The sequence below is a fragment of the Agrobacterium sp. Ap1 genome, assembly GCF_017313375.1.
Lineage (GTDB): Bacteria > Pseudomonadota > Alphaproteobacteria > Rhizobiales > Rhizobiaceae > Neorhizobium > Neorhizobium cellulosilyticum.
Map to the genome: position 1 here is coordinate 30,466 of NZ_JAFLMY010000022.1, position 12,333 is coordinate 42,798.

Annotated in this window: 12 protein-coding genes; 6 read left to right on the top strand and 6 right to left on the bottom strand. The window is 57.0% G+C overall.

Annotated elements, in window-relative coordinates; translation table 11 throughout:
- Nucleotides 1–147: 147 nt before the first annotated feature.
- Entirely contained in the window at nt 148–765 is a 618-nt protein-coding gene (locus JZX87_RS25860) for a TetR/AcrR family transcriptional regulator C-terminal domain-containing protein (RefSeq protein ID WP_206828772.1), read from the bottom strand.
- Between the two features lie 329 nt (nt 766–1,094).
- On the opposite strand from JZX87_RS25860, the gene JZX87_RS25865 reads away from it, so the two are divergent.
- Nucleotides 1,095–2,126: an HlyD family secretion protein gene (locus JZX87_RS25865; RefSeq protein ID WP_206828773.1), complete on the top strand. Its 1,032-nt coding sequence runs from the start codon at nt 1,095–1,097 to the stop codon at nt 2,124–2,126.
- A complete protein-coding gene (locus JZX87_RS25870) occupies nt 2,123–3,721 on the top strand; it encodes a DHA2 family efflux MFS transporter permease subunit (protein WP_206828774.1) in 1,599 nt (532 codons plus the stop codon). The genes JZX87_RS25865 and JZX87_RS25870 overlap by 4 nt, the downstream gene beginning before the upstream one ends.
- Before the next feature lie 111 nt (nt 3,722–3,832).
- Here the strand turns inward: JZX87_RS25870 and JZX87_RS25875 are convergent, their stop codons facing one another.
- The gene (locus JZX87_RS25875) at nt 3,833–4,708 is read right to left on the bottom strand and encodes an alpha/beta hydrolase (RefSeq protein ID WP_206828775.1); all 876 of its coding nucleotides are present in this window, start codon (nt 4,706–4,708) and stop codon (nt 3,833–3,835) included.
- 525 nt (nt 4,709–5,233) lie between these two features.
- On the opposite strand from JZX87_RS25875, the gene JZX87_RS25880 reads away from it, so the two are divergent.
- Nucleotides 5,234–5,608 (top strand): SPW repeat protein, encoded by a 375-nt coding sequence (locus JZX87_RS25880; protein ID WP_206828776.1) that lies wholly within the window; start codon nt 5,234–5,236, stop codon nt 5,606–5,608.
- Nucleotides 5,609–5,961: 353 nt separating this feature from the next.
- Nucleotides 5,962–6,903, top strand: coding sequence for a mechanosensitive ion channel family protein (locus JZX87_RS25885; RefSeq protein WP_353654260.1), 942 nt, complete (start codon nt 5,962–5,964; stop codon nt 6,901–6,903).
- Between the two features lie 44 nt (nt 6,904–6,947).
- On the opposite strand, the gene JZX87_RS25890 is transcribed toward JZX87_RS25885, so the two are convergent.
- Nucleotides 6,948–7,760: a class I SAM-dependent methyltransferase gene (locus JZX87_RS25890; protein WP_206828777.1), complete on the bottom strand. Its 813-nt coding sequence runs from the start codon at nt 7,758–7,760 to the stop codon at nt 6,948–6,950.
- A 369-nt stretch (nt 7,761–8,129) separates the two neighbouring features.
- Between JZX87_RS25890 and JZX87_RS25895 the strand changes: the two genes are divergently transcribed.
- Complete coding sequence (locus JZX87_RS25895) at nt 8,130–8,411, top strand: DUF4242 domain-containing protein (RefSeq protein ID WP_206828778.1); 282 nt, start codon at nt 8,130–8,132, stop codon at nt 8,409–8,411.
- 269 nt (nt 8,412–8,680) lie between these two features.
- Here JZX87_RS25895 and JZX87_RS25900 read toward each other — a convergent pair whose 3' ends face one another.
- Genes JZX87_RS25900 through JZX87_RS25910 form a run of 3 tightly spaced genes read right to left on the bottom strand, consistent with a single transcriptional unit; the run spans nt 8,681 to nt 11,227 of the window.
- The gene (locus JZX87_RS25900) at nt 8,681–9,700 is read right to left on the bottom strand and encodes a zinc-binding dehydrogenase (protein WP_206828779.1); all 1,020 of its coding nucleotides are present in this window, start codon (nt 9,698–9,700) and stop codon (nt 8,681–8,683) included.
- On the bottom strand, nt 9,693–10,778 hold the full coding sequence (locus JZX87_RS25905; RefSeq protein WP_206828780.1) for a Gfo/Idh/MocA family protein: 1,086 nt from the start codon (nt 10,776–10,778) through the stop codon (nt 9,693–9,695). Before JZX87_RS25905 ends, JZX87_RS25900 begins: the two co-directional genes overlap by 8 nt.
- Entirely contained in the window at nt 10,775–11,227 is a 453-nt protein-coding gene (locus tag JZX87_RS25910) for a nuclear transport factor 2 family protein (protein WP_206828781.1), read from the bottom strand. The genes JZX87_RS25905 and JZX87_RS25910 overlap by 4 nt, the downstream gene beginning before the upstream one ends.
- Before the next feature lie 100 nt (nt 11,228–11,327).
- Here JZX87_RS25910 and JZX87_RS25915 point away from each other — a divergent pair, with 100 nt between their 5' ends.
- Nucleotides 11,328–12,272, top strand: a complete 945-nt coding sequence (locus JZX87_RS25915; RefSeq protein ID WP_206828782.1) for an AraC family transcriptional regulator — start codon at nt 11,328–11,330, stop codon at nt 12,270–12,272.
- Nucleotides 12,273–12,333 lie beyond the last annotated feature (61 nt).

A 12,333-nucleotide genomic window follows, 5' to 3' on the forward strand; every position in this document is an offset into this window, starting at 1 on the left:
AAGCATTATGCGCCGCATATTCGATATAACACATGTTCGTACGGCTTGGCAGATGGATCCAATGGAAGTGATGCACGAATGGCAAGCGTACCCTCGTGCAGACGGCGACATATGTAGACGAAGGCCGCCAAATCGGTACTCAGTACGTTAGCGAGCGCGGATTCCATTCAAAAAAACATCAACCGCAGACATGACGATTCTCGAGATTTCCTCATCGGAAGGAGGCTCGCGCAGTCCAAGTACGACCTGCAGATGTGTGTTGTCCCGGAGCATGGCGACGAAGTGACCGGCGGCACCGGCACAGTCATCCACCTTGACATCCCCGCGATCGCGCGCGCGCACTAGCACCTCAGCCAATTGCGAAGCTGCTCGACCGGGCCCCTGGTCATAAAGGGATCGGGCGAGGTCCGGAAAACGGCTAGCTTCAGTTACGGCTATGCGGTAGACGGCGACCACGGTCGACGTCATGTAGATCTTCATCAGACGCTGCCCGAACGAGATGAGCGTGTCATGTAAACTACGACCACTTGTCTCCTCGAGCGAAAGGCTGGACAATGCGATGTCCGCGTTGCTCGTGACGATAGCCGTGAACAATCCCTCCTTGCTGCCGAACTCGGTATAGATGTTTCTCTTGGAACCGCCTGCCCGTTCGATGATCGCATCGATACTTGTCGCGGAATAACCCTGTTCGAAGAAGACTTCAGCAGCCGCTTGCAGCAGTGCCTCCCTACGGCCAGATGAGCGGCGAGAGTCCAAGGGTATCATGTGATGCTACTCCAATTCCATTAGATTGCGTGGTAACCATCATTACCGCGTCTGTCAAATGACGCGCTTTGCTTCAACGGGTACTGACTACTTGGTCAAAAGCCCGCACCACCTATGCCTCAGTATAGTCACGGTAGACTTAGCTAAGGCTCTCCTCATCCCCAAACCCGATATCGTGCGGTCCCGTTCGACGGCATCATTGGATTGTGCGGATCCGAGCCGGCGGGGAAACGTCTCTCGGTCCTTCCCTGTGGTCATCCACATCAACGACCATTGACTGGTAATTCAAGTTACCATAACGATGGTACTGACCATTACCGGAGGCCACTATGGCTACGACGAAGAAGAAAATGATCGGGACGACCCTGTGCCTCGGCGCCGTCGTACTGGCGGCCGCAGGATGGACCTGGGCCAGTTCCAAGAACCAGACTTACACAGACAATGCCTACATCCGCAGCAACGTGACGACCTTGGCGCCCAAAGTTGCCGGATATGTCACCGTCGTCGAAGTTGAGGACAACCAGTCCGTGGAAGCTGGTGACGTCCTGTTTCGTATCGATGACCGAGACTACCAGGCTCGCTTTGCACAAGCGGTCGCCAACATCGACGCGGCCCAGGCGCGATTGGTGAATGTTGATGCCGAGACGGACTTGCAGCAGGCACTCATTCAGCAGGCCAATGCGCAAAAGCAATCGGCTTCAGCAGAGTTGAACCGGGCGATCAAGGCTTCTGAGCGGCACCGCCAGCTGATAAGAAGCAATATCGTCAGCCAGGCGGACATTGATGAAAGCGATGCGGCTCGCGAACGGGCCGAGGCGGGAGTTACCGCAGCTGCCGCAAGTGTAGTGGCCCAACAGCGGCGAATTGCAGTTCTGTCGACCCAACGCGAGGCAGCGACAGCTGCTGTGGCTCAGGCAAAAGCCGCTCGCGATCTCGCCCAGATCGATCTCGACAATACGGTGGTGAAAGCCCCGATCTCCGGCGTCGTGGGCAACCGTCAGGTTAGAGTCGGCCGGCTGGTGTCGCCAGGCGCTTCACTGCTCGACATCGTCCCGCTGTCTGACCTGTGGATCGTAGCGAATTTCAAGGAAACGCAACTCGAACACATCTACCCGGGTCAACGAGCAGTTATTACCATTGATGGTTATTCCGAGGAAACAATCGAGGGGGTTGTCGACAGCTTTGCGCCTGGTAGCGGGTCCGCGTTCAGCCTCTTTCCCGCTGACAATGCCACTGGCAATTTTGTGCGCGTCGTTCAACGGGTGCCGGTGAAGATCCGCTTCTCCGCTAGCAACCCGACTGCGCGCCTCGTCCCTGGCCTATCCGCAAAGGTTAAATTGGTCCAAGGAGCGAGATCGTGACGACGGCACCCGTTGCCATAACTGAGCGCGAGCGCACGACGCCGGGCACCTTGCTCGTCGTTGGCATCGTGCTCGCAGCCCTGACGGAAGCTGTCGCCAGCACCGTTCTTTCGTTAGGTCGCGGCGACATTATCGGCGACACCTACGCCACTCCGGATGAGTTCGCATGGCTCGACATCGGGTATACGGCGGCAAAGCTGATCGGGTTCATCCTGGCGTCATGGTTCATGACACGGATGGAGCCCCGCCGCCTGGTCATAGCAGCGACATTGATCATGGGCGCAGCATGTGGCATCGCCGCCCTCACCAACCGCCTGGAATTGCTTACTGCTCTGCGCGTCTGCCAGGGCATGGCCGGCGGTGTCTTGCTTGTGGCGGGTCAAACGCTGATTTTGGTGAGCTATCCGCGATACCAACAACCTATCTTACAGGCGCTGTTTGCGATGGGTTCCGTTGTTGCTCCTGCGACTATTGCTCCAGCGCTCCAAGGTTGGCTACTTGATAGCTACTCATGGGTGTGGATCTTCCTCGGTGTCGTTCCATTAAGCATCGCCGCGATCGGTTGCTTACTGATAACTGACGGGATTGCGAACCATGAACAAGACCCCTCCCCCTCCCCCTTCGACTGGGCCGGCGTGTCGCTTATCTCGATATCATTTTTCTGTCTTACCTATGTTCTAAGCCAGGGAAGCCGTTGGGACTGGTTCGAACAAACGCACATTGTCTGGTTGACCACCCTCGGCACAGTGACTTTGCTGATATTTCTTGCGCACCAGATGACAGTGGCGAAACGCGGCGTGATCAATTTCACCCCATTCCGCTCGGATGACTTTGCTTTCGCTTTTATCGTGAGTTTCGTAGCGGGGGCTGCATTATTCGGGAGTGCCTACCTAATCCCTTCGTTCGCGGTTGCAGTTCTCGCCTTCACTCCGACAGATGCCGGTCAGCTTCTTTTGCCGAGCGGAGCAGTCTTCATCGTCGCACTTACACTCACAGCCTTGATGATACAGTTTCGGAGGGTACCGCCTTTTGCCACGGTCCCTTTTGGTATTTTGCTTATCATGATGGCGATGTGGATGTTGTCTGGATCAACCAGTGAGAGCGGTGCTGACGACATGATGCTCGCCATTCTCTTACGAGGGTGCGGTCTAGGTTTCCTCTTCCTGTCGATCACTCTTATTGCGTTTACCAACCTTCAGAGGGATATTGCGCTGGGGATAGGCCTGTTCAATACCGGTCGCCAACTCGGCGGGTTGATGGGTGTCGGTGGGCTTCAAACACTGATCGATCACAACATCACCACCAATATCACCGTTCTTGGCTCTCATCTTAGCACCGGCTCTCCCCAGCTTCTAGAACGTCTCGCAACCACCGTTAACTCTCTCACTGATCGTGGTATGGATGCGGCCGCTGCGAGCCGAGCGGCAACGAGCCTTTTGGCGAAGGCCATAGCCGGCCAATCAACAGTGATTGCGTTCGATACTGCGTTTATCGCAGTTGCCGTCTTGTTTGTTGTGGCTGCCCCAGTCCTCGTGGTCATCAAGATCGGTCTTCATCGCCTGATGCAATCCTTCGTTGACCGCCCCGCCATATAGACTCATACTCTAACGCTGCGGCACTGTTGAACTCGAAATCCTGCGGCCAGAGCCCGTCGGATGGGTTCCATCTATCGCACCCGACGATGCTCGATACGCTCTTCGTAATACTCAGCGAGTTACGGGTTCCAAAGTTGCTGTTGCGGCTCGGAACACATAGGTGCCCGGCCCGGCATAATGCGCCGCCGAGGGGTCGTCGATCTGGGTGTGGAATCTGGAATAGAGCGCGACCATCGCCGTGAAACGGGAATGCCGAAATCCATCCGAGGCCGTGAGTTCGGAGATATCAACCACGCGGGCGCCATACCGTTTTGCCGCCGCTTGGACCCGCGGATCGTGTACGTCGTCCGCCCCGACGCGCCTCCCCCCGGTAAAGAACCCGGATACCGCGAGCGCTCCGTCATCCTTTGATACCAGGAGCGTTAACGGACGTTCCAAACGGCCAATAGCCTCAAGCTGCCGGATCATGTCGGCGATGTCGATATCTGGCGCAGCCAACACGACGCTCTCCAGCCTACTAACCGTCTTGCGGCTTTTTCCTCTGCCCATCTCGGCTAGGGTTTCCATCGCAAGCCATCCTCCCATGCTGTGTGCAAGAAGTGCTATTCTGCCCTGTCGTTTACGAACCAGTATCTCGATCGTCTTCGCCAGACCGGGGCCCGATCCCGCTGCCGCTTCTTGATCGGCATTGTAGCTTAGTGTGCTCCCCCGAGATGGCCAAGCGAACAGGACTGCGGTTCGCCTATCGCTAGAGTCCGCGGCGATTTGAGCCAAGCGAAGGACGGTCTCTTGGTAAGTGTTGTTGTATCCATGCACAAAAAGGCGGACAGAACTGTCATGCGTACCGGAAACTGCCTCGGAAAATTCCTTTTCGCTCAGGCGTTCGGACGTCAGCGTGACGAATTCCCGACCGGGATCCGGAGGTACGCTGGGCCACTCTACCACATCCGCTTTGTGCGTCGGCGGGATCGATATCACGTGCTTCATGAAGCGAAGCGTTGGAGATAGCGCGCTGTTGAATGTTTGGGGGGATCCTTCATCTGTGGCTCGGACGGTGGAGACTAAGACGGTAACCCGTCGATATGGAGGATCCGAACCCACACCCCGAGGTTCAGAGATGCATGCACCGAGTGCGAAAACCGCGAATACTGCGAACGCGCGATTGAGGCATTGCAGTCGCTCGGCAGCAGACCCCACGGCCCTTCGCTGCGTCTCAATCGTCACGTTTTCTGTCCTCCTGATCTCTGACCTATTCGGATCTGACGGCGACAATATTCGTATTAATCGTAACGAACCGAAACCGGATCAAGGAAGAAACGGGCCTATGCCAAGGCATAGACGAATCTAGACCTTCCGCCAGTTCAGTATGGCTTTGCCTCAGATCGACCTCAGCCTCTCTAGAAAAGATTAGTCCCTCGTGGTGAGTTGGCACGTGCCGCCGCTCCTCTCATTCTCTCACAACCGTGGCGGCCTACCTTCCAGGCCAACGGAGACATGTAAAGGAGACGAAAAATGAAAAAAGAAGTGCCCAACAAGGGACTGGAATGGACAAACTTGCTGCTCGGGTTTGGACTGGTAAGCGCCGCTTTGATGTCCATGGGCGCACCGGCAGCAGCGTGGAACGCTGGCTTGGTTGGATTGTTGATCGCGGTATGCTCCGCCATGGCACTGAGCCGCTACGGCGACTGGGCGGAGTGGTGCAATCTCACTTTGGCCTGCTGGGTGATCAGTGCGCCATTCTTGCTGGGTTTTGGCTCTGCGGCAGGCGCAATGTGGACTCACGTCCTCATCGGGCTGAGCGTGGCGACCATCGCCATCATGCAGCTGATTGGAAGCGTCAAGGTCCGTAACAACACGCCACCCTCCAGGCGCTTCCCAGCCGAATGAGGTTCAGCATAACTACATCGGCGGAAGCACGATGACTGAGGCCGGCACGGATGATCCATGTCCGCTTCGGCTGATCTAAAACAGGAATGGACCGGGATAACGGCGCGTGCCCGGTCCGCTTTTCAAGTCAACGAGGCCGAGATGTATTTCTCTTCGTTCGTCTATGTCCTCCTCATCGTGGATACTCTGGGTATCCTGGGCATCATCGTCTGGCACGCGCAGGGCTCAAGACGCCCAACCGCTCGCGTTGTCGTCCAGATCACCTTTTTTGTTTCGACGACATTGGTCATGATGAGTGCTGGGATCTCACCGCACAGCCTTGGCGCGGACCAAGACACTCCTGAGCTTCTTCCGTGTATTCCCGCATCTTCTGGTGGGTACATCTCGCCTGGGCGAGCATCGGGTTTGTTCGGCTGTATATTGTCCTCGACCGGCGCCCCCGGGAGGCGAGGCTTGTTCAGGATCTGATCGTAGCGGGCGTATACCTGGGGGTTAGCCTTGCCATCGTTGGGTTCGTATTCGGCGCGCCTATTCGAACTTTGGTCGCCACCTCTGGCGTTGTTGCGATTATTCTCGGCCTCGCTCTGCAAAACACACTTAGCGATCTATTCTCAGGCATAGCGCTCACGCTCGGTAGGCCACTCTCTATTGGCGATTGGATACAGCTGGCGGACGGAACAGAAGGCCGCGTGGTCCAAAACAACTGGAGCTCCACGCAAGTTTTGACACCTGCCAACAATTTCGTTGTCTTGCCAAACAGTACATTGGCGAAAATCGGCCTAACCAATCTTACTCGGCCAGACGAAACCCATCTCATAGTTCTCGCAGTTCGAATCGCCGTCGGCAGGCGTCCGTCCGAGGTGGAGAGCGTACTCAAAGCAGCGTTATTGACCTGCGAAAATATCGTCCAGACGCCCCCTCCGATTGTCGCACTAAAGGGTATCGACGCCATCGCCATCGACGTTGAACTGCAGTTTCGGATCACAGCGCCAGCTGGCCGAACGCCTGCGCGCAACGAAGTCACAGATGTCGTCCATCAGCATTGCTCTGAAAACAACCTCTCGCTCGGCCCCTCAGCACAGAATTCGCTGTTCCTCCCGCGTCACCGGACGACAGTCGAACGAGTCGGCGACCTGAAGGGTATCGAACCGGCGGCCACAATACTAAAAACCGATACCACTGAAAATCCTTACCTTCACCTTCAACGTATTGATATGAAGATCCCTCATATCGCGCGGGCCACAACCGGCCTCGGCTTATCCCGCGGATCTGGCCCAACGCCCTGGGCAAACTAATCCACGTGGCATTTCGGCTGAGAGGAACCTTCTTGCGATCATCATCACTTCTTGGCAGTAATGATCTGGGCGCTTATCCCACCTTCGATTGGGCCTGGTCCGAAACGAGCGGCGAGCGCTGATTCAATGGCCTCGGTTACCGCCTGCAATCCGCCAGGTTCACGCGCCAAGATTTCGCCGGCTAGCGGAGTACCCTGACAATACCCAATCGCTGCGCTGCCTGCGGTTGTCGCTCGAGCTACCTTTGTCACAGTTTCGGCAACAGCTGTTGTGAAACCGGCTTCTAGCAGCGCAGCGATGATCGCCTGCGTGTCATAATAGCCGTGTGGCGTGCGCTCCATGAAGCGCGGGGGGTCTTCTGGGTAGCGCTCGGTAAGCACTTGCGTGGCAACGGTCACGAACGCATTGGCCGAAATCTGGTCCCAGACCGCAAACAGGTAAACGCCGCCGTCCTTCAGCACCCGGCGTACCTCTCGGTAGCTCTCCAACTTATCAGCAAAAAACATAACGCCGAACTGGCAGACAACCACATCAAAGCTGTCATCTTCAAAGGGCAGCGCCAACGCGTCCGCCTGCCTGAATGTCACCTGATCACTAGCGCCCAGCAGGCCAGCAGCGAGATCGAGCATCGGCTGATTGAGATCGGTCGCGATGATCCGGGCGGAGGGTGCTAGCCGTGTCGCAAGCACCCTTGTCACCACACCAGTTCCTGCGGCGATCTCGAGTACCTTCCGGGGATCGAGGGACGCAGTGCGTTTCGCCATTTCCTCCGCATAAGGCTCGAAGATCATCGACACCATATGCTCCTGGTAGAGGGCCGGAATGGCGCCCGCGAAGACCTTGTCTGTTCCTGTCATGACAACCTCGTCCTGTTGCGAAGAACTTTACGCCTAGTTCTCCTCTGGCGGAAGGCTCAAAGGACGGTCCGGCTCCCCAAGAACCGTATTCTCGACCACCACATGTAATTTGCTTGAATTGAGGTTCGACGGCCCCGTGTCTGAGGCACCTTGTTGGATGGATCGGGTGTTTTTGCCGCCCAAGGTGCTGCAAAAGACCTCCAAAACTGCAGGTCAGCCAACCCGGTTTTCAAGACGAAATCGATCTTCGCTCGAAAGAATCGACAGTAAGATGGCCAGCCCGCTGACGCCGGTTGCACAAGAATAAAATTGACTCGCGATCACTTTAGGAGCCAGCTGATCCAGGTTGAAACGGGGGAGGAGCCCGACATGCCGACTTTCATCATAGAGCGCGATATTCCTGGTGCCCACAAACTGACCGCGGAAAATCTTTGCGAAATCTCAGCCAAGTCGAACGATGTCGTTTCGAACCTGGACATCCCGTACAAGTGGATCACTAGCTATGTCGCTGGCGATAAGATCTATTGCGTTCATGAGGCTCCAAGTGCTGATGACATTCGACGGCACGCGGAGTTGGGTGGCTTTCCAGCGAACAAAATTACAGAAGTGTCCGCCATCATTGGACCAGAGACCGCAGCTTCTGCAGCCTAAGCTTGTCTTCCGACTGTGTAAAACTCGCAATACCATCTCTGGAGCGTCGCAGTTCTCAACCTCACCGCGTCGGTAAAAAAGAGCGTACGAGATCAGCGGCGAGGAGGAGCCGCGTTCGCCTTGAACGGATCCGAACCGTCGCCGATTAGATGGGATCATCCTGAGTTTCCGAGCTACGGCGTCATGCACTATGCGCACTTTCGTCACGTGCCGATGTTGGGGAGGCACGTAGCGTCCCAGCCCACATCAAGCACGTGCGGGGCCGCCCGTCAGACTTGCAAAACCACACGCCCCATTGTTTCGCCTGCTTCCAATGCCCGGTGCGCGTCACCGACGCCCTCAAACGAAACGACGCGGTCGATGTGCGCTCGTAGTTTGCCCCGATCGACCATCTCGGCGACTGCATCCAGGACCTTTACCTGCCTAAGCCTGTTCCTGTGATCCCTGGCTATTTGTGGTAGACCGATATTGACGAACGAGATGTCGAGGTTTTTCCATTCGGCCAGCGCGTTTCCGCCCATTGGCCAGTCCGAAACCACGGTGTTCACTAACTGGCCGTACGGCGTGACGTGTTCGAAGCTTCGAGCGAAGTTCCCATGCCCGACGAAGTCGAACACGACGTCAGCGCCGTCCTTGCCACTCCAGGACCTCAGCTTCTCGTTCACATCCTCACTCCGATAACGGATCGCCAGTTCGGCACCCATCGCAAGGGCGAACTTCGCTTTGACTTCATTCGATACCGTGGTGGCAATCCGGGCCCCGATAGACGCGAGATACTGAATGGCGATATGCCCTAAACCGCCCGCGCCTCCATGCACCAGGACATGGTCGCCCACCTTCACGTTCCCTTTGTCGAAGACGGCTTCCCAGGCGGTCAGCCCGACCACCGGAAGCGCAGCGGCCTGCACGAAGTCCAGGCTTTTCGGTTTCTTGGACACGTATGCGCCGTGGACAACCTTGTATTCCGCATAGCTGCCGGGATTACCCGGATAGCCGCCGTCGATGTACCAGACTTCGTCTCCGACCATGACCCCGTTAACCGCTTGACCGATCTCATCGACCACGCCAACTCCATCGATACCGAGGATCGTCGATGATCCGATCTCGGCCCCAGGGTCATGCCTTTCTCCGCTCTTCCTGTTCTGCCAGTCTGCGGGGTTGATGCCCGCGGCCCGTATTCGCACGAGGACATCGGAGGGTCCTATTTTCGGCTTGGCTATCTCCCGGACCTTCAGGACTTCAGGTCCGCCTGGAGCATCCATCACCAATGCCAGCATTGTATCAGACATCGCGCGCCACCCCGTCGCTATGCTCGATCGCTTTGATCAGCCTGTGGAGTTTGACAGCATCGCCGAACGTCGGACCCTGGCCAGTGCCAAACTGGAGGTCGGAAGCAAACAGTTCGTAGAGCTTCCTCACGTTCCCCATCAGGACGTTTTCTTCAGGTCCGAAGTCGTCAGGCACGGAGATCGGGTGAAGCGTCTCGTTTGCCTGTGCCCCCATGAGCTTGAAGCCGCCTATCCCCACGTAGCCAACGGGGCTTGTCAGCAACAAGTCGCCTCTGGTGCCGTTAATCTCCACATGGAAATTGGTCGCACGTGACAGCCCGCCGCGGAAATGGCTCGTCACCAGACCGCCAGAGGTCAGCTTACCAGTAAAGGCAACCTGATCGGCGACGTCGAGCGGGACAATTTCCCTGCTATCGATCATCCGTATACTCGGACGACGACTGACCAATGTCCCCGACACGCTGAGAAAATCCTCATCGAGGGCGAACAGTAAGGCATCGATAGTGTGGGCGAACGGCACGTGCAGCATGCTTGCACCTTTGGAGGGGTCCAGCGTGTATCGGAATGCCTCCTCCAATTCTTCCCCCCAGGTTATCCCCGATCCGATGACAGATGCCGAAAGCACCTCGCCGAGATAGCCCTGCTTGATAAGACTGCGCATGTGACGAAGTGTCGGGTTCGCGCGGGTCTGAAGGCCGATCATCGCCGAAACACCTTTTTGCGCGGCCAGCGAGTTCATTGTTTCAGCATCCCGCAAGTTCATGCCGAGCGGCCATTCGGAAAACACCGACTTCCCGGCCTCGAGCGCGGCGGTCACGAGTTGAAGGTGTTCGGGAACCCTGACGGTGACCACCACGAGGTCCACTTCAGGGTGATGGACAAGCTCTTCAGTGGACGAGACCGCGTGGTCGAAGCCGAACTTTTCGGCGGATGCTTTTGCGGTTTCGATCCGGCTGTGGCTCAGCGCCGAAAGGCGGTACTGAGGCAGGCCTCGCAGTGCGGGAACATGCGCGGTCGAGGCCCATCCCCGGTCAGTGTTAACACCTATGATACCAACTCTAATCGGTGAATGGGTCATTGGACGCGCTCCTTGGAAGCGATTTCCAGGATGGTTCGACGGAGCTCAAGCCTGGCGATCCGCCACTCGCCGCCTTCCAGGTGCCAGGTTTCATGGTAATGCCCGTACCCGTGCATGCTGGCGGGCCGTGTCTGGTCGACGCGCGGGAAAACCAGATAATCCTCCATCGACCAGATCGCGTTCACCTCGCGGTCGGAAACCCGTTCCATTTCGGCGTTGTGGACCTGATGGATCGTCCGCGCGCCTTCGAGATAACGGGCGCTCGTCGTCACGAAATCGTCCAACGACGCGAAGGCGTGTATCGTTTGCCCTTCGGTATCCATGAAGCGGATGTACGGCTCATTCAGGAACAGCTCCTGGAACTCGTCCCATTGTTTGGTGTCGATGTATCGGCAGTACCGAGCTTTCCTCGTTTCGATCTCGTGGAATACTTGATTGTCGTCTTGCATTTGAAGTCTCCTTTCTGATGCCTACATAGGACGCTCGCTCTGGACGGTTGAGATCGATCAGTCCTGTATTCTTGTCGAATCGTCCAATGGTCATCAGTTCATGGATACGCTTTCCAAAATCTTCGCCGCCCCGCGTATAAAAGGCGCCAAGTTCACCTGTCTGGAAGCGAGTGCGCCGTGGGGAATCTCTTCCCCGGGCGAGCGCGTCGTGAAATTCGTCCACGTTGTCGAAGGGGCGGCTGTGCTGACGACGCCCGACAGGGTCGAACCAACGCGGCTTCTAAGCGGGGACGTTTTCATCTTGCTCGACGAGACCGCATATAAAATCTTCGATAACGAACGCTCCCTCCTGATCGATTGCGTCGATGTCGAGCGCGGCCGGGTCGGAGACCGAATAGAGTTCGGCGGCGGCGGAGCCACGACGACGTTCATCAGCGGATCATTCGAAATCGAGCGGCTTGAGCGCGACTCCGTCCTTGAGGTGCTTCCGCGCTTTCTGCACCTCAAGAAAAGCGAGGGCCATACGACCGCTATCGCGTCGGTGCTCGAGATGTTGGCGATCGAAACCGCTAGTCCAGGCCTCGGGGCCGAGGCTGCCGTCGCTCGCCTTTTCGAGTTGCTGTTCATCCACGCCATACGCGCACATGTCGAAGACAGCAGCAGCCCCAAGCAGGGTTGGCTGGCCGCGGTGTCCGATAAGCGCCTGAAGTCTGTCATCGAGGCAATCCATGCCGACCCCGCAAGGGACTGGACCATCGAAAGACTGGACCGAACCGCAGGCATGTCTCGGTCCGCCTTCGCCGTGCACTTCAAGAGCGTCCTCAGGCAAACACCCGTGGAATATCTCACAAGCTGGCGTGTGCATTTTGCCTCCACAATGCTTCTGAAATCGTCCGCACCGATTTCGGAAGTCGCCCGTAGGGCGGGATACGGTTCGGATGCCGCATTCAACAAAGTGTTCAAGCGCATCACGGGACACACTCCAGCCATGTTCAAAAAGACAAAGGGCGAATCGCAAGATCAGAAGACAGGTCAACTGGTCTAGATCGACCGTCGTGCAGTTGAGGAATGTCTCGCCGCATTGGCAGTCACGTCGCTGATGAAGT

Excerpts from the sequence above, each read along its gene's own strand:
- JZX87_RS25860 (WP_206828772.1), bottom strand. The coding sequence starts at position 765 with ATGATACCCTTGGACTCTCGCCGCTCATCTGGCCGTAGGGAGGCACTG.
- JZX87_RS25865 (WP_206828773.1), top strand. The coding sequence starts at position 1,095 with ATGGCTACGACGAAGAAGAAAATGATCGGGACGACCCTGTGCCTCGGC.
- JZX87_RS25875 (WP_206828775.1), bottom strand. The coding sequence starts at position 4,708 with ATGAAGCACGTGATATCGATCCCGCCGACGCACAAAGCGGATGTGGTA.
- JZX87_RS25880 (WP_206828776.1), top strand. The coding sequence starts at position 5,234 with ATGAAAAAAGAAGTGCCCAACAAGGGACTGGAATGGACAAACTTGCTG.
- JZX87_RS25890 (WP_206828777.1), bottom strand. The coding sequence starts at position 7,760 with ATGACAGGAACAGACAAGGTCTTCGCGGGCGCCATTCCGGCCCTCTAC.
- JZX87_RS25895 (WP_206828778.1), top strand. The coding sequence starts at position 8,130 with ATGCCGACTTTCATCATAGAGCGCGATATTCCTGGTGCCCACAAACTG.
- JZX87_RS25900 (WP_206828779.1), bottom strand. The coding sequence starts at position 9,700 with ATGTCTGATACAATGCTGGCATTGGTGATGGATGCTCCAGGCGGACCT.
- JZX87_RS25905 (WP_206828780.1), bottom strand. The coding sequence starts at position 10,778 with ATGACCCATTCACCGATTAGAGTTGGTATCATAGGTGTTAACACTGAC.
- JZX87_RS25910 (WP_206828781.1), bottom strand. The coding sequence starts at position 11,227 with ATGCAAGACGACAATCAAGTATTCCACGAGATCGAAACGAGGAAAGCT.
- JZX87_RS25915 (WP_206828782.1), top strand. The coding sequence starts at position 11,328 with ATGGATACGCTTTCCAAAATCTTCGCCGCCCCGCGTATAAAAGGCGCC.